Origin of the sequence: Kitasatospora sp. NPDC098652 (assembly GCF_044760155.1) — a bacterium.
Classification (GTDB): domain Bacteria; phylum Actinomycetota; class Actinomycetes; order Streptomycetales; family Streptomycetaceae; genus Kitasatospora.
This window is the reverse complement of record NZ_JBIWAQ010000007.1, coordinates 239524-254507: the sequence shown is the minus strand read 5'-3', so window position 1 is coordinate 254507 and position 14984 is coordinate 239524. Positions and strand designations below refer to the sequence as shown.

General features: G+C 73.7%; 11 protein-coding genes and 1 tRNA gene. 5 read left to right on the top strand and 7 right to left on the bottom strand.

From position 1 onward, the window contains the following. Nucleotides 1-10 precede the first annotated feature (10 nt). The gene (locus ACIQWA_RS18505) at nucleotides 11-805 is read right to left on the bottom strand and encodes an FHA domain-containing protein (RefSeq protein WP_402483717.1); all 795 of its coding nucleotides are present in this window, start codon (nucleotides 803-805) and stop codon (nucleotides 11-13) included. A gap of 186 nt (nucleotides 806-991) precedes the next feature. Between ACIQWA_RS18505 and ACIQWA_RS18500 the strand changes: the two genes are divergently transcribed. Then, nucleotides 992-2665: a serine/threonine-protein kinase gene (locus ACIQWA_RS18500; protein ID WP_402483715.1), complete on the top strand. Its 1674-nt coding sequence runs from the start codon at nucleotides 992-994 to the stop codon at nucleotides 2663-2665. A gap of 162 nt (nucleotides 2666-2827) precedes the next feature. On the opposite strand, the gene ACIQWA_RS18495 is transcribed toward ACIQWA_RS18500, so the two are convergent. Beyond that, nucleotides 2828-2899 (bottom strand) — tRNA-Val (locus ACIQWA_RS18495). Between the two features lie 166 nt (nucleotides 2900-3065). Between ACIQWA_RS18495 and ACIQWA_RS18490 the strand changes: the two genes are divergently transcribed. Next, entirely contained in the window at nucleotides 3066-4433 is a 1368-nt protein-coding gene (locus tag ACIQWA_RS18490; protein ID WP_402483861.1) for a hypothetical protein, read from the top strand. 22 nt (nucleotides 4434-4455) lie between these two features. Further along, nucleotides 4456-4674 carry a zinc ribbon domain-containing protein gene (locus ACIQWA_RS18485; RefSeq protein WP_402483713.1) on the top strand — a complete coding sequence of 73 codons (219 nt, stop codon included), beginning with the start codon at nucleotides 4456-4458 and terminating at the stop codon, nucleotides 4672-4674. A 28-nt stretch (nucleotides 4675-4702) separates the two neighbouring features. On the opposite strand, the gene ACIQWA_RS18480 is transcribed toward ACIQWA_RS18485, so the two are convergent. The 3 genes from ACIQWA_RS18480 to ACIQWA_RS18470 form a co-directional block, all read right to left on the bottom strand. After that, a complete protein-coding gene (locus ACIQWA_RS18480; protein WP_402483859.1) occupies nucleotides 4703-5545 on the bottom strand; it encodes an HAD family hydrolase in 843 nt (280 codons plus the stop codon). A 71-nt stretch (nucleotides 5546-5616) separates the two neighbouring features. Next, a complete protein-coding gene (locus ACIQWA_RS18475) occupies nucleotides 5617-8130 on the bottom strand; it encodes a phosphoribosyltransferase (protein WP_402483857.1) in 2514 nt (837 codons plus the stop codon). A gap of 187 nt (nucleotides 8131-8317) precedes the next feature. After that, nucleotides 8318-9511 (bottom strand): HpcH/HpaI aldolase/citrate lyase family protein, encoded by a 1194-nt coding sequence (locus ACIQWA_RS18470; protein WP_402483711.1) that lies wholly within the window; start codon nucleotides 9509-9511, stop codon nucleotides 8318-8320. 409 nt (nucleotides 9512-9920) lie between these two features. Here ACIQWA_RS18470 and ACIQWA_RS18465 point away from each other — a divergent pair, with 409 nt between their 5' ends. Further along, a complete protein-coding gene (locus ACIQWA_RS18465; RefSeq protein ID WP_402483709.1) occupies nucleotides 9921-11168 on the top strand; it encodes a TerD family protein in 1248 nt (415 codons plus the stop codon). Between the two features lie 115 nt (nucleotides 11169-11283). On the opposite strand, the gene ACIQWA_RS18460 is transcribed toward ACIQWA_RS18465, so the two are convergent. Further along, nucleotides 11284-12042: a Tellurium resistance gene (locus tag ACIQWA_RS18460; protein ID WP_402483707.1), complete on the bottom strand. Its 759-nt coding sequence runs from the start codon at nucleotides 12040-12042 to the stop codon at nucleotides 11284-11286. A gap of 374 nt (nucleotides 12043-12416) precedes the next feature. On the opposite strand from ACIQWA_RS18460, the gene ACIQWA_RS18455 reads away from it, so the two are divergent. Further along, the gene (locus tag ACIQWA_RS18455) at nucleotides 12417-13655 is read left to right on the top strand and encodes a DUF2637 domain-containing protein (RefSeq protein ID WP_402483706.1); all 1239 of its coding nucleotides are present in this window, start codon (nucleotides 12417-12419) and stop codon (nucleotides 13653-13655) included. A gap of 118 nt (nucleotides 13656-13773) precedes the next feature. Here ACIQWA_RS18455 and ACIQWA_RS18450 read toward each other — a convergent pair whose 3' ends face one another. Continuing rightward, nucleotides 13774-14868, bottom strand: a complete 1095-nt coding sequence (locus ACIQWA_RS18450) for a DUF475 domain-containing protein (protein ID WP_360228466.1) — start codon at nucleotides 14866-14868, stop codon at nucleotides 13774-13776. Between the last annotated feature and the right edge of the window lie 116 nt (nucleotides 14869-14984).

Genomic DNA, 14984 nt, shown 5'->3' with positions numbered 1-14984 from the left:
CGACGTCCGCTCAATGGTGCTCGACCAGCAACTCCAGGTCCTGGGCGTTCAGCGTCGCCGTTCTCAGCAGTTCCCTGATCAGGTTGACGCTGAGCGTCGACCCGACCGGCTCGCCGACCTCGTCGCGCGTCAGTCCGCGCACGCCCCGTCGGCGCAGCCGCTCCCGCACGTCCTCGACCGTGTTGGCGACCGACTTGTAGGTCCAGGACTTGGTCGCGTACGGCGAGGCGTTGACCAGCCGGGCGGTGTCCTCCCAGGCCAGCGGGAGCGGGAAGGCCTCCTGGCCCTCCAGGTACCGGCGGGCGAGCGCGGTGAGCACCAGCCGTTCCTGTGGGGAGAGCGCGTAGACCGTCTCGGGAGCGGCGGTCTCGGCGCTGCTCGTGGCACGGGGGTGCAGGTCGTCCCCGTCCACGACCCGGACCTCCACCAGGTGGGAGCGCCGCTTGGACGAGTTGATCACCAGCGGGGTGTACCCGGGCCCGATGATCCGCTTGTGGCCGGTGAGCATCAGCACGCCGTCGGGCAGCTCGATCGGCAGGTTGCCGGTGTTGACCAGCCACCAGTCGCCGTCCGCGGCGGCGCAGCTGAAGACCCCGTGCCGACGGCTGACGGTCGGGTCGTCGACGCCGACCGGTACGTGCACGTCCTCGCGGTCGCGCCCGAACAGCAGGGTGTACCGGCGCGGCGGCACGGCGTACCCACCCTCCGGGCCGATCACGAAGATCGTCCCGGGCGGTGCCGGGGGCACCCGGTCGGAGGGGCTGCCCGGCGGCAGCATCTGGGGTGGGAAGTTTCCGTACGCCATCTCACATACCTCCGCTCACATGCCTCTGCTCACATGCCTCTGCTCACATGCCTGCGCCTCGGCTCGCGCCAGTGAGTGTACGAGCGCTCCGGGAGGACTGGTCCTCCCTCCGGCATGCGTGGGCCGCATCCGCGGAACCGTCAACTCTGTTTGCCGGGCGTGACCTTGCTCGATAGCCTGCCCGCCGTGAGCACGATCAGCCGGCGAGCCGCTGCGATCGACAGCGCCGTCGCCGAACCACTCGGCCCGGGCGATCCGCAGGAGATCGGCAGCTTCAGCGTCATCGGCCTGCTCGGCACCGGAGGCATGGGCGAGGTCTACCTCGGGGTCTCGGACCGGGGCTACGCCGCCGTCAAGCTCGTCCGGCCACGGCTGGTCTCCGGCGAGCGCTTCGAACGGGAGGTCGGTCTCCTCTACCGGGTGCCGTTCGGGGTCGCACCGCGGGTGCTGGCGAGCGACGGTACGCCGGAACGCCCGTGGTTCGCCACCGAGTACGTCCCCGGCCTCACCGTGGACGAGGCGGTGCGACTGCACGGCCCGCTGCCCGCCGAGGTGCTGTGGTTACTGCTGACCGAGACGGCCGCCCAACTGCGGGCCGTGCACGCGGCCGGGATCGCGCACCGCGACATCAAGCCCGCCAACATCATGCTGGTGCACGACGGCGTGAAGCTGATCGACTTCGGCATCGCCCGCGCCGCGGACCAGGCGCGGCTCACCAGGAGCGGTGACGGCTACGGGACGCAGGGCTTCTCGGCACCGGAACAGCAGGCCGGGGACGAGGACGTGGCAGCGCCCGCGGACGTCTACGCACTCGCGGCGCTCCTGCTCTACGCCGCCTCGGCCCGCACGCCCGACGCCGTCCGCGACCTGGAACGGCTGCGCGCCGTGGACGCCGACCTCGCCGCCGTGCTGGCGCCCTGCCTCGCCGCCGACCCCGGCGCACGCCCCACCGCCGACCAGGTCGTCCAGGCGGCCCGGGCGCACCTGCCCGCCCCTCCCCCGTCCTGGCCGACCGAAGTCCTGGCCCGTATCGACGTGCGCCGCGCCTTCGCCGAAACGCCGGTCGGCAAGCTGGAGACGGTCCCGCCACCCGACGCCGGGACCCCTCCCCCCACACCACCCGGCCGCCGCCGGCGCAAGCGCCTGTTCCTGTTACCGATCGCCGCCGTGATCGCCCTCGGCACGGTCACGGTGTACGCCCTCAGCCCCGACACATTCCCGCAGCACCACACCTCCCAGGACTCCCTCGGCACGCCGGTCACCGTCCAGCCCCTGGCCGGCACGACACCCGGTCCCTCCACCAGCAGCCCGAGCGCCACACCCTCGCCCACCGCCGACCCTTCGCCCCCGCCGTCGACCACCCCGGCCGACCCCACCCGGGCCCCCTCCCCGACCCCGCGGCCCTCGACCACCTCCGCCACTTCCACCGCCTCTACCCCCAAACTCGCCACCCCACCCACCACGGCCCCCGCCACCCCCTCGGCTGCCGCCCCCACCGTCACCTCCTCCTCGATCAGCGGCATCAACGGCAGCGACGACCCCGCCCAGGTCAAGGGCTCCGAGGCGGACACCAGCTGGTTCGGCAACGACGCCGCCTGCTCCGCCTGGCTGGACGACAACGGCACCGGCTCACTCGCGGGCGTCCTCAACACCTCCCTCAACCAGACCTGCGTCGCCGAACTCTCCCGCAGCGACGGCCTCACCTACACCTTCCGCGCCTCCTGGGGCGCCGCGAAGACGAGCTTCCTCCCCGTCACCGGCTACACCCTGCAGATCTGCGTCTGGAACGCCAACAACCGATCCACCGAACAGTGCTCCCCCCGCTTCACCATGACCGGCACCACCCCCACCCGCCAATGACCCCACCCCACCCCCCACCCCGGAAACACCGAAAGCCCCGGCCCACCAGGACGCTTCCGCCCTGTGGCCGGGGCTACGGCAAGACCGCCGGAACGACTGCGGCCCAGGTCAGGATCATGCTCCTGACCTGGGCCGCAGTGTGCGTTCCAGCTGTTCACGGGGTGGGCGCGGACGGTTTCGAACCGCCGACATCCGCTTTGTAAGAGCGGCGCTCTACCACTGAGCTACGCGCCCCCGGTCGTGGCCCTTCGGGCGTACGACGAGTGCCTAGGGTACCTGGTCCGGAGGGGTGGTGTGGTGCGGGCGGGGCGGGGTGGTGGGAGGGGGCTGCCCGTGGTGCGGGGGGATCGGGGAGAATGGGCGCGGATCAGCGGGTCGGAGCAGGGAGCGCGCAGTGGCGGTGGCCGGCGGGAGCGGGCAGCGGGGGCGGCGTCGGGCGGGGAGTGCGCTGGGCGACGCGCTGGTGTTGCCGGTGGTGCTGGCAGGTGCGTTGGGGGCGGTCGGGCTGGCGTCGGCGGGCAGCGGCGGCTGGTGGGGGCGGCGGAGTGCCGGGGACGGCGTGCGGGCGGAGGCCCGGGAGGCGCGGGCCGCGGCGCAGGAGGCGTTCTACGAGCTGGAGGAGACGCAGCGCGAGCTCCGGTTGGCGGTGGAGACCGTCCGGGCGGCCGAGGAGGGTGCGGCGGCGCAGCGGGCGTTGGCCGAGTGGCCGGCGATCTCCGGCCGGGTCGAGCAGGTCACGGTGAACTACCTGGCCGCGCTCGACGCCCATGACCTGGACCGGGAGGACCTGGACGCCGGTTCGGTGGCCCAGGCCCGGCGGCTGCTGATGGACGTGCAGGGCCAGCTCCGCTCGGCCCGCGCCGAGCTGACCGACTTCCTGCGCCGCCTCCAGCCGACCCTCCAGCACGCCGAGCAGCAGCTGATGCGGGTCACGCCGGCCGTGGAGCAGGCCAAGCGCGCGCTGCTGCAGGCGACCACCACGCTGGACGAGGTGCGCGGCGCCGGGCTCCGGGCGGACGACCTGGCGGCCCGGCTGGCCGAGCTGGCGCCGGAGCTGGGGCGGCTGAACGAGGGGGCGGCGCGGCACGGCGTGGCGGCCACCCTCCAGCGGGCCGAGGACGTGCAGCGGCGGGCGGCGGCGATCACCGCCGACGCCGCCCAACTGCCCGAGCGGGCCCGGGAGCTGGACCGCCGGGTGTCCAGCCTACGGACCCGGATCCAGGCGCTGGGGACCAAGGCGGAGACGGTCGATCCGGCACTGAGCGAGCTGCGCCGCCGGTTCAGCACGGCCTGCTGGCAGGACCTCCAGCGGGTGCCCGAGCAGGTCGCCGAGGCGGGCCGGGCCGCCGAGCGCAAGCTCGCCGAGGCCGCCCGGGCCCGGGACGAGCAGCGGTGGGCGGACGCCACGGCCGCGATCGGTACGGTCCGCGCGCTGCTGGAGACCGCGGACGGCTCGGTGCAGGCCGTGAACGACCGGCTGCGGCAGCTGAACGAGGTGCAGCACGACCCGAACCGGGAGGTGGAGCGCGCCCGCTTCGCCGTCCGGGACGCCCAGCGCCTGGCGATGGCGGGCCGCACCGCGCCGGACCCGCGGCACGCCGGCCCGCTGGACGAGGCGGTGGCCCGGCTGGACCGGGCACTGGAGACCCTCCAGGCCGCGGGCCGGCACCCCGACTACTGGCACTTCCTGACCGAACTGGCGGCGGTGCGGGAGACGGCGGCCCGGGTGATCGACATGATCCGCGGCGATCTGGGCCAGCACCGCTGAGCGCGGTCGGTACCCTGCCGGTATGCCACGCTACGACTTCCGCTGCCGCTCCTGCGGAGCCACCTTCGAGCTCCGCCGCCCGATGGCCCAGGCCAACGACCCCGCCGTCTGCCCGCAGGGCCACCCGGACACCGTGAAGCTGCTGTCGACCGTCGCCGTCACCGGCGCGGCGGGCGGCGCGCCGCAGCAGGCCCCGAGTGGGGGCGGGGGCGGCTGCTGCGGCGGCGGGTGCTGCGGCTGACCGGAGAGGACTGGCGGCTGACCGGCAGCTAGCCGGCGACCACAGTGCCGACGTGGGCGACGGGGGCGACGGTCGCAGCGGTCGCGGCCGCCAGGAACCGGCGGGCGATCTCCTCCCCCGCCGCCACCCCCACCTCCGCCAGGGCGGTGACGCCGGGGGCCGTCCAGCCGACGTCGGCCAGTTCGCCGTGCCCGGGCCGCCACCCGGCGTCGGCGGCGAGCAGCAGGTCGGCGTCCAGCAGGGAGTCGCCGGCCGCCAGGACGGTGTGCGCGCCGCTGCGCCGGACGGCCTCGGCGAGCGCGGCGCTCTTGGTGAGCGGCTGCGGCACGGCGTACACCTTGCGGCCCTGCAACGAGACCTGCCAGCCGCGTTCGGCGCACCAGCCGGTGAGCTCGGGCAGCCAGCCGTCGGGCAGCCGGTCGCGTTCGACGACCAGGTAGGCGAACTGCTCGTCGGCGACCCGCCGTTTGTGCGTCCACTCCGGGTCGGCGCTCAGGGCGAGTCGACGCACCACCTCGTCCAGCGGGGCGGCGCCGGCGGCGATCCGCGCGGTGATCTCGCGGCGCCAGTCGCGGTCCGGCTCGCCGTCCACCAGCAGCTGTCCGCCGTTCGCGCAGATCGCGTAAGTCGGCGTCGGGCCGGGCAGGTTGACCCGCCGGTACTGCTCGACGGTCCGGGTGGTGGCGGGTACGAAGCGGGCCCGGCGGCCCAGTTCGAGCAGCAGGGCGGCGGCCCGTTCGGTCAGGAAGGACAGCGGGCGCCCGTCCAGCACCTCGACGCAGAGCAGGCGCGGCGCGAGCCGGTCGGGTCCGCCCAGGGCCAGGGCCCGCTCGGAGTAGATGAGCGTACGGTCGAGGTCGCTGGCCACCAGCACGCCACCCGCGCCACCATCGGCAGCACCGCCGACACCGTCCGAACCGTCCACGCCGTCCACGGCATCCATCAGGACTCCCTCCCCGTCACGGCCCGTCCGCTCTCCCCCGTCGCCCCCCGACTGTAACGGGGGTGGATGAGGCCCACGCAGCTGTACGGCAGCCCATCCACCTCCTCGACCGGGACGCCGCGTTGGGCGGCGAGCAGCCGTACGTGGTCGAGGTCGGTGCCCGCGCCGCGCCGGGCCAGCACCCGCCAGGGCACCCGGCGCAGCAGCACCCGGGTGGTCTCGCCGACGCCGGGCTTCACCAGGTTGATGTTGTCGATGCCGTACTCGGCGCTGATCCGCTCGACGGCGGCCCAGCCGGCCCAGTCGGGCGTGCGGTCCGGGTCGGCGGCGAGCCGCTCGGCCTCCTCGACCGCGAGGGCGCGGACCTCCCCGAAGTGGTCGGCCACCGCGGTCAGGAAGGCCTCCGAGACGTCCCCGCCCGCGAGTTCGGCGTAGTGCTTGGCACCGTGGAAGTCACCGGGGCCGATCAGTCCGGCCCGCAGCACGGTGCGCGAAACCAGCCCGGACACTGTGGAGTTGAGGCAGGCGGAGGGGATCAGGAAGTCCTCCCGGGTGCCGTACGTCCGGACGCAGCGGCCCGGGTCGGCGAGCACCGCGAGGTCCGGGTCGAAGCCGGTGCCGGCCAGCGCGTCGGTGAGTTCGCGGGTGATCGCGCCCTTTCCGGTCCAGCCGTCCACGAACACCACGTCGGACGCCCGGTGGTGGGCCGCCAGGTAGCGCAGCGCGACCTGGTCGATGCCGCGGCCGCGGACGATGGACACCGCGTAGTGCGGCACGGACAGGCCGTGGGCGAAGGCCAGCCAGCGTCGGACCAGGATGCCGACCGGTGTGCCCGCCCGGGCCAGCGAGGCCAGCACCAGGCCGGGCCCGCGCTCGCGCAGCAGGGTCTCGGCGACGGTGCCGACGGCGAGCGCCATCCGGCGGGCCGAACCGCGCAGCGCCTGGTGGAACAGCTCCTGGTACTCGGGGCTGGGACGGTACTCGACCGGCAGCGACTCGGCGTAGTGGGCGCCGCCGTGCTGGACGGCCTCCTCCCGCTCCTCGGTGGGGGCCTCCAGCGGCACGTCGGAGAGGTCCTTGAGCAGCCAGGCGACCTCCTCCGGGCGGTAGGAGGAGAACTCCGGCCCGTACAGCGGAGCCGGCAGCGGAGCCGGCGGCACCGTGGACGACGCCGAGGACGGCACGGCGGGCAGCACCGGGCGGTGCGAGGGGAGTACCGCGAGGACCACCCGGTCGGTGACCTGCCGCAGCTGGCGCAGCAGCGCGTACTCCCCCTGGTGCAAGGCCGGGGTGTCGGCCACGTCGTCCACCACCAGCACCACGGCGTCGAAGCGGCGGGCACCGTCCGCACCGGGGGCGACGTTGTAGGCGTAGCGCTCGCGCGAGCCGCCGTCCTGCGGGTCGTCGTGGGCCGGGAAGACCAGCCGGGTACGGATGGCGTAGCCGGGGTCGTCCACGGCGAGGACGGGCGAGCGGGTGGTGGTGGAGTAGCGGACGCGGTCACCGCCGAGCCGCTGGGCGAGCGCCTCGGCCAGCCGCAGCGGCGCGTACATCAGCTCCTCGAAGCCGAGCACCAAAACCCGCTGCTGCTCAGAGCCAGGGCCGCCCACCGAGCCGGCACCGCCCACCGGCCCCGCGCCGTCCCCGAGCGCCTCCGCCAGCTGCCCCGCCAGTGCGGGCAGTACGGCGTCCAGCCGCTCTCGGTCCCGCGCCGTGAAGCCGTGCCGCCCACCGTCCGGCAGCCCGGCGGGCCAGTCCAGCTCGACCCGGACCAGCGGGGCGGGCTCGACGGCCGGCGGCGGGGCGGCCGGGGGGACGGCGGCGATCAGCCGCTCGGCCCGCGCCACGATGTCCTCGGGCAGCTCGACGCCACCGCTCGCGGTGGCCACCACGTCGAGCCGGGCGCCGAGTTCGGCGGCGGCCGCGGCGAGCCGGCACCGGTCCTCGGCGGAGCGCAGGTCGACCAGGGCGACCACCACGTAGTGGCCGCGCGGGTGGCGGCGGTGCAGTTCACGGATGGTGTTGAGGACGGTCCGGCCGGTCGAGAGCTCGTCGTCCACCAGCACCAACGGCCCGTCGCCCGAGAGGAGTTCGGGGTCGGCCGGGAGGAGCAGGTGGCCGGTGGCGTGGGAGTGCTCCTCCTCGAATCCGCCGAGCGGGGGCACCCCGGGGACGGGGCGGCGGGTGGAGTGCAGGCAGGGCGCGTCCAGGCCGTCGGCGACGCTGTGACCGAGGCCGGTGGCCGTCTCCGCGTAGCCGAGCACGACGGCCTGGCCGGCCGCCGCGGGGCCGAGCAACTCCCGGACCCGGCGACCGAGTTCGAGCCCGGCGCCGTGCACGACGGCGGGCCGCTGCGGGACGTGCTTGCCGAGCACGCTGGAGACCAGCAGGTGGGCCCGCCTGGGGTTGCCGGACCGCAGGGCCAGGCCGACCAGTTCGGGTAGGCGCTCCGATCCAGTCAGCGCGATCCCGGCCCGCTCGGCGACCCAGCGCCCGGTCCAGCCGCCCTCCACCGCACCCGCCGCACCCGCCGCACCCGCCCCGGCCGCCCCGGCCGTACCCGCCCCGCCCGCTACCGCCGTCACCGTCGCTGCCGCCGCTGCCGCCGCCGTCGCCGTCTCTGCTCTCTTCACTACTGGTCCCGCCTTCGGTGGTGCTGATCGATCTGTTCGCGCATGTCGTCGGGTCGAGGGGCCGGAGTCAGCCGCACAGGCAGGCCGACAGCAGCTCCGCGAAGCTCACGTCCTCCCGGGCCACTCCGAAGACCTCCGCCCGCAGTAGCACCCGCTCCGCCCAGGCGCGGTGCGGCCGGGCCTCGTTCATCTTGTTCGTGTACGCCGAGCGGAGTACCCCGCCGCCGTCCTGCTCCTGCCGCAGGATGTCGCGCGCGTCGCAGTACTCCTCGTGCGTGACCACGGACAGCGCGTGCACGGCGGGGACGTGGCTGGGGTGGATGCAGGTCTTACCCAACAGACCGTTGGCGCGGTCGAGTTCGACCTCGCGGATGAGCCCGTCCAGGTCGTGCTCGATGATCCTCCGGCGGACCTCCTCGCCGGAGGCCCGGGCGGTGCCGGCGGTCGCGGCGAACGGGGTGCGGCGCAGCTGCGGCTTGAACATCCGCTCCTGCACCGGGAAGTACTCCCAGACCGGCCCGGTCACGGTGTACCCGGTGCCGTCGGCCCGGCCGAGCACGTTGACCACGTCGCCGATCACGGCCGCGACCAGGGCCACGTCGTAGGCGGTGAGGTCGGGTGAGCGCCGCAGCCCGTAGGCGGAGCACAGGTCGGTGACGCCGAGCCGGACGGCGAGCACCCGTTCGCGGTGCTCGGCGAGCAGCTCGGCGATGCCGAAGAGCTGCTCGCGCCTGGTCTCCAGGTGGGCGAGTTCGGGCGATTCCAGGACGGGCATGGCGAACAGCCGCCGCCCGGTGGCGGCCTCGGCGGCGGCGAGCGCGGCCAGGTAGGCGCCGCCGACCTGCGGGGTGAACTTGGGCAGGACGAAGCCGCTCAGCAGTCCGACGGCCGGACCGAGTCGCTCGGCCAGGTCGAGGATCTGCTCAGCAGTGCGAACCCTGATGAAGAGAAGCGGGTGATCCTGTGCGCAGTCGGTGAAATCATTGACCAGGTCCGACAACTGCTCGACCAGGTTGCGCTCGCCCGCGCCCACCTCGTGGTCGGCGATCGAGTCCTCCAGGCAGAGCACCATCGACACCACGCCCTGTCCGGCCAGCTTGCGGATGTCGGCGGCCAGTGCGGGCCTGGTCGCGGGGCTGTAGAGGGTGCCGCCGAGGGCGGTGGCGAGCACCGCGGGCTCGCTCGCCGCGGTGAACGTCCGCGGCTGCTCCAGGAACAGCCGGGCACGGACGTCGTCGACGAGGTGGCCGAAATGGCGCACGGTGCTCTCCTCGGGGCTGGACGGCGGGCTGACCGACCGGACGGACGGCCTCCGGCCAGCGGTTTCCCGCCTGGACGCACCACCGGCGGACTCCCCCCACCGGCCTCCGGGGGCCTGTTCGAAGGCCCATCGTACGGACGGGTTCCGGCCGTTCCCGGCGTCCGGGCACTGAACTCCCGGAACATCCGGCGGGCGCCAGGCCCCGCCCGGGGCGATCGCCCCACGGACGACCGGCCACCCGCCGCCCGGCGGCACCCAGCCCCCGCCCGACTCCGACCGGCCACCCGCCACCCACCGGAAGGCCCGCCGCAAACCTCGGTCCGACGCAAGTCTTGGCAAAGTCCGCCCCCACGCCGACCGTCCCGGTCACGTTGTCCGAAGGGGTGGCGAACGGGCAGGATGGTCCGCTATGACGCACGTGATGGCCAAGGGCGCCAACATCGCACTGCCGGCGGCGGCGGTCCGCGCCGTGCTGCGCTGGAGCGCCACGCCCGGTGCGCCGGACGTGGACGCGTCCGCGCTGCTGCTCGGCACCAACGGCAAGGTCCGTTCGGACGCCGACTTCGTCTTCTACAACCAGCCCCGCCACCCCTCCGGCCTGGTCCGCCACCTGCCCAAGCAGCACACCGCGGGCGGCGCCGAGATCATCGACACGGTCGAGGTCGAACTGGCCAAGCTGCCCGTGGAGGTGGACCGGGTGGTGCTGGCCGGTTCCTCCGAGGGCGGCTCGTTCCGTGCCGTCCCGGGGCTGCGGCTGCTGCTGTTCGACGCCGCCACGGGTGACGGCGCGGTTCCGCTCGCCGAGTTCGCGATCGTGGACGCCGAGAACGTGTCCGCGCTGGTCGCGGGCGAACTGTACCGGCGCAACGGCTCCTGGAAGTTCCGGGCGATCGGCCAGGGGTACACCTCGGGACTGATCGGCCTGGCCACCGACTTCGGCATCACGGTCGACGACGAGGCGGAGGCCGCCGCTGCGGCGGCGGCCGCGGCCGCTGCCCAGCCGACCCCGGCGCCCGCCTCCACCGCCACCCCCACTGGCGCGGTCGACCCACGGGCCACCCCGCTGCCCGACCCGCGCTCCGAGGCTCGGCCCGAGCCCGGCACCTTCACCCTGAGCCCGGCCGTCCCGCAGTCCCCGGCGCAGCCTCCGGCCCGGCCCCCGGTCGCTCCGGCCACCCCGGCCCCGGTTGCCGCCGCCGCGAACGGCCCGGCGACCCCGCCGTCCGCCGCGCCGGCCACCCCGCCCCCGCCGGTGGCCCCGCCCACCGTGCCCCCGAGCATCCCGCCGGCCCCGCCCGCGCCGCCGACCCACCAGCCGACCCACCAGCCGGGCGCCCCGTCGGGCGGCTACGGCTACCCCCAGGCCCAGCCCGGCACCGGGTACGGCTACCCGCAGCCCCAGCCCGCGACCAGCTACGGCTACCCGCAGCCCAACCAGCCGTACCCGCCCCAGCAGCCCCAGCCGGGCCCCCACCCCGGCGGCTACGGCTACCCCCAGCCCAGCACCGGGTACGGCTACCCGCAGCCCCAGCCGGGCACCGGCCAGCAGCCGCCCGTCCCGCCGCAGCCCCCGGCACCGGTACCGCCCCAGGCCCAGGCCCAGCCCGCCGAGGAGTTCGCGCTGCCCCCGCAGGGCCCGCAGTTCCAGCCCCACTGAGCCGTCCCCGCCGGGGGATCACCGCACACCGAACCGCCCCGCCGAGCCCGACGCCCGGCGGGGCCGACGCCCCCAGCACCGCACCCCCGCGGCCCCGCCGGCCTCGCCGGGGACCTCAGTCCCCGCCCCCGCTCGGCTTCTGCCCCTTGTACCCCCGCTGCCACTGCATCCCGAAGCCGTACAGCCGGTCGATGTCCGCCTGGAACCCGTTCACGTACCGCACCTCACGGCGCACGGTCAGCTGGTTGTCCCCGGCGTTCTCGATCAGCACCACCGCGCAGGAGCGCGCCGCCCGGGCCCGTTCGTCCAGCTTGATCTCGATCCGCGGCCCGGTCTGCGGCACGATCGTTATCACCGCGTGGGTCTGCTCGAAGGCCGGGGTGCCGTCGTAGATGTAGACGAAGATCAGCAGCCGCTTGAACTTGTCCTTCTTCTCCAGGTTGACGTACATCGTCTCGCCGGAGGGCGCCCCGTACTGGTCGTCACCGCTGAGCTTGATGAACGGCGGTTCCCGCAGGTCGCCGAAGAGTTCACCGAGCGGCTGCACCACGCCCCTGGTGCCGTCGGAGAGTTCGTACATGCAGGCGAGGTCGAGGTCGACGTTCAGCTGCTCGTTGCCCCCCGGCGAGTCGGGCTCCAGCGGACTGAGGATCCGCGGGCTGAAGAACCGTTTGAGGGTGTCCCGGGTGCTCGGCCGGACGGCGCCCGAGCGCATGGTCCAGTGCAGGTTGACGTAGAGGTAGCCGGTGGTGGCGGCGGAGCCGGTGATCGCGTGCTGCGGCGCCGACTTGGTGAGCGTGACCTTGTGCTGCCCGCCCGGGTTGTCGAAGGTGTAGCTCTTGTCCCCGCGCAGGTACTCCCAGATCGAGACCATCCAGTCCTCTCCCCCTGCCTCCGTGCGGCGGTCTGACGATCCGCCGGTCCATGATCGGGCATCGACCGGGCCGACGGATACCCGGACTCCTTCTTTCCCTACCCTGCCCGGCCGTTGACGCCCACCCGTGATTCCCGCCCGTGACCCGAACCGGTGGGTCGATTGGCCCGCGGAAGCCGCCCTCCCGTAACATGCCGCCCCTTCGGACGCGATATCGTCTAGCCGCACAGGTGTCCCGTCCGCCCCTGCGCGGGCGCGGTGGGCACGTCGTGCGGCGACGAACGATCCGTCAGGCGGTACCCGCCCCGCGGGACCTGACCACCTGTGTCGCGCTGTGAACCTGTCCCCTGCGGAAACCCGAGGCCCGACCCGCAATGAACCTGACCTCCATACAGCTGGTCTGGACCGTCGTCGGCGGCGCAGCCCTGCTGTTCGTCGCCATCCTGATGGCGACGCTGCGATTCAAGAGCTCGAAGAACGACGAGGCCGGCGACTCCTGGGAGCGCAGCGAGGAGCGCCGCCGCCGCAAGGAGATGATCTACGGAATCTCCTCGTACACCCTGCTGTTCTGCTGCGCCGGCGTCGCGGCCGCGCTCTCCTTCCACGGCCTGGTGGGCTTCGGCATCGAGAACCTGGGCCTGTCCAACGGCTGGGAGTACCTCGTCCCGTTCGGCCTGGACGGCGCCGCGATGTTCTGCTCGGTGCTCGCCGTCCGCGAGGCCAGCCACGGTGACGCCGCGCTCGGTTCCCGCCTGCTGGTCTGGGTGTTCGCGATCGCCTCGGCCTGGTTCAACTGGGTGCACGCCCCGCGCGGCCTGGGCCACGCCGGCGCCCCGCAGTTCTTCTCCGGCATGTCGATCTCGGCGGCGATCCTGTTCGACCGCGCGCTCAAGCAGACCCGCAAGGCCGCGCTGCGCGAGCAGGGCCTGGTGCCGCGTCCGCTGCCGCAGATCCGCATCGTCCGCTGGCTGCGCGCCCCGCGCGAGACCTACGCGGCCTGGTCGCTGATGCTGCTGGAGAACGTCCGCAGCCTGGACGAGGCGGTCGAGGAGGTCCGCGAGGAGCGCCAGGCGAAGCTGGACGCCAAGGTGCGCGCCCGTTCCGCCGACCGCCGCGAGCGGGCCGAGCTGAAGGCCATCTCCCGCCAGGGCGGCATGCTCGCCCGGGCCCGCGGCGGGCGTCAGGTGCCCGCGCTCACGGCGGCCGGAGACGGCCAGACCGCTACGGAGCCTGCCCTAGCCGCCGAGAGCGACCGCACCGCCTCGACCGCGCAGGACCCGTACACCTCCTCCGCCACCGCGCTGGACGCCGGCCGCCGGCCGCGGGCCGCCGTGGGCTCGTCCTACACCTCCTCCGCGAGCAGCTCGCTGTCGTCCTCCTCGCTGTCCTCGGCGAGCAGTTCGACCGGCAGCTCCTACTCCTCGACCGGCAGCTCCTACTCCTCCTCGACCGGCAGCTCGTACTCCTCCTCGACCACCGGTTCGACGAGCGGCTCCACCTCGTCCTACCGCAGCTCGACCGTCGACCTGACGGCCGACGACGACACCCTGTCGATGCCGAAGCTGGACTCGCTGGAGCGCAAGCTGCGCGCGATCGAGCAGCAGCTGGGCTGACCCCCGCCCCCGCCCACACATCCCCCGCAGGAACAACGCGACGGCCGCCCCCGGATCCCCGGAGGCGGCCGTCGCGTTCCCCGGCCCTACGGCCGAGGGGATGGCGGGGGGCGGCGGACTACTGCCCGCTGCCCACGAGTTCCTTCTCCCCCTCCGCCGCCTCACGCCGGTTGCGCAGCATCGAGGAGGCGAGCGCCAGCCCGATGAAGGCGACGCCGATCAGGCCGGTGACGATCTCCGGGATGTGGTACTTGATCCCGACCAGCAGGATCACCGCCAGCGCGCCGATCGCGTAGTGGGCGCCGTGCTCCAGGTAGACGTAGTCGTCCAGGGTGCCCTTGCGGACCAGGAAGACGGTCAGCGAGCGGATGTACATCGCGCCGATGCCGAGGCCCAGGGTGATCTGGAAGATGTCGTTGGAGATCGCGAAGGCGCCGACCACGCCGTCGAAGGAGAACGACGCGTCCAGGACCTCCAGGTAGAGGAAGAGGAAGAACGCGGCCTTGCCGGCCACCTGGACGACCGACTTGCCGGACTTCTCCGCCTCCTCCTCGCGCTCGGCCTCCTCCTCCAGGCCCGATTCGAAGATCGAGGAGAGGCCGCCGACGACGAGGTAGGTGATCAGGCCGAGCACACCGGCCAGCAGAACGGTTTCGGCGTGCTCCGCCGCGAAGAAGCGCGAGGCCAGCACCAGCGCGACCAGGGAGACGACGCTGGACAGGGCGTCCAGCTTGCCGACCTTCTCCAGCGGGCGCTCCAGCCAGCCGAGCCAGTTGTGCTCCTTCTCGTCGAACACGAAGTCGAGGAAGATCATCAGCAGGAAGACGCCGCCGAAGGCCGCGATGGCCGGGTTGGCCGCCTCCAGGTACTGGCCGTAGGTGAGGCCGTCGTGGGTCGCGTTGGAGTGCAGGGCGAGGTCGATCACCGTCGCGGGGTTGAGCTTCGCGGTGAGGCCGACGACCAGCAGCGGGAAGACCAGACGCATCCCGAAGACGGCGATGAGCACACCGACCGTCAGGAAGATCTTCTGCCAGTACGGGTTCATCCGCTTCAACACCGTGGCGTTGACCACCGCGTTGTCGAAGGACAGGGAGATCTCCAGGATGGAGAGGATCAGCACGATGCCGAAGCCTTGGGCCCCCCAGAGCAGTCCGGCCGCGATCAGGCCCAGGGCGGTGATCGCGAACGACCAGCCGAATGTGCGGAGGAACACGGGAGTTGGCTACCTTTCGGGTTCTGGCCGTGTCGGGGGCGGCCTGGTCCCGAGACGCCTGACCGGGCCGGGCCCGGTCAGGTCACCCCCGCACTGCCCTCTGTTCTCTTGATCGT